1 protein-coding gene is annotated in these 1,386 nt (G+C 62.5%); it reads left to right on the top strand.

Translation table 11 applies throughout. The features are described 5' to 3' along the window. Positions 1–40: 40 nt before the first annotated feature. A partial coding sequence (locus tag AC1DWF_RS32005) for a phage tail protein (RefSeq protein WP_476842564.1) occupies positions 41–1,386 on the top strand: 1,346 nt, incomplete at its 3' end.

Raw genomic sequence — 1,386 nt, 5'->3', positions numbered from 1 at the left:
CTCTAGCGCCGGCCTCCAGGTCGCATTTCCAAGGTACATCATGGCTATCTTCTCAGCGATCGGCGCCGTGGTCGGCACCGTATCGACATTCATTGGCGGTCTGGGTGCGTCGATCGGGGCTTTTGTCCTCAAGACGGCGGTCGGCATTGGCCTCAACCTTCTTGCCCAGTCGATAGCCGGCAAGGCCAAAGACCCAACATTCTCGATCAATGGTTCGCTTCAGGCGGGCGGTGATCTTGCGAGGTCGTTCATTCTCGGCAGGACGGCAACAGCCGGCTCGCTGGTTTGGGCGAACACCTGGGGCAATGTCGACGACACCCCGAACGCCTTCCTGACGCAGGTTATCGCGCTCGCGGATCTGCCTATCGCCAGCCTCGACGAGATATGGGTCAACGGTGAGCGCTGCACGCTTGGCGCCGACACCGGCTATGGCCGGAACGTCAACGAGTATCACGACAGCCTGTGGGTCAAGTTCTACGACGGCACCCAGACGGCCGCCGATCCTTTCCTTGTTTCGACCGCCTCCAATGGCCAGCGCCAGTGGGAAAGCACGCGCGTTGGTCTGGGCGTCGCCTACGCCATCGTGACGGCGAAGGTCACGAAGAACGTCTTCTCAGGCATCCCGTCATTCAAGTTCGTTGTCAGCGGCACGCGGCTTTACGATCCGTCTCGCGATTCCAGCGTTGGCGGCGTTGGTTCGCACCGGTGGAGCACCCCAAGCACTTGGGGCGGCGATGGCGACCATCTGCCGGCCGTCCAGGCCTACAACCTGCTTCGTGGCCTGACCTTCGGCAACAAGTGGTTTTATGGCCTGCAGGGACTGGCTGCTGCCCGTCTGCCGTCGGCGAACTGGATTGCCCAGATCAACAAGTGCCGCGCGACCATCGGTGGCGCGTCTGGTCCGGAGCCGACCTATCGTTCGGCTGGCGAAATCCAGATCGAAGCGCCGTTGGCGTCCGCGCTCGAGGCAATCCTGACCTCGTGCCAGGGCCGCATTTCTGAGATTGGCGGCGTCTATTCCATATATCTCGGCGCGCCTGATCTGCCGACGTTCTCCTTCACCGACGGCGATATCCTGTCGACCGAAGAGCAGTCGTTCACGCCCTTCTTCGGGCTGTCAGACACCATCAACGGCATTTCGGCAACTTACCCGTCGCCGGCCGATGGCTGGGCCGCCAAGACCGCACGACCGCTCTACCGACAGGACTTGGAAGCTCTGCACGGCAACCGCCGGCTCATGGCTGACGTGCCGTTAGACTTCGTTCCCTACGCCGAGCAGGTGCAGCGGCTTATGCTGTCTGCCCTGCTGGAAGCGCAGCGAGCTCGCAGGCACACCGAAGTCCTGCCGCCTGAGTACACCGAAGTCCTGCCGCCTGAGTTCTGGCC

Source organism: Aminobacter sp. P4_D5, from assembly GCF_056401815.1.
Note: the sequence above shows the minus strand (reverse complement) of the source record. Positions and strands in the feature narration are given on the sequence as shown.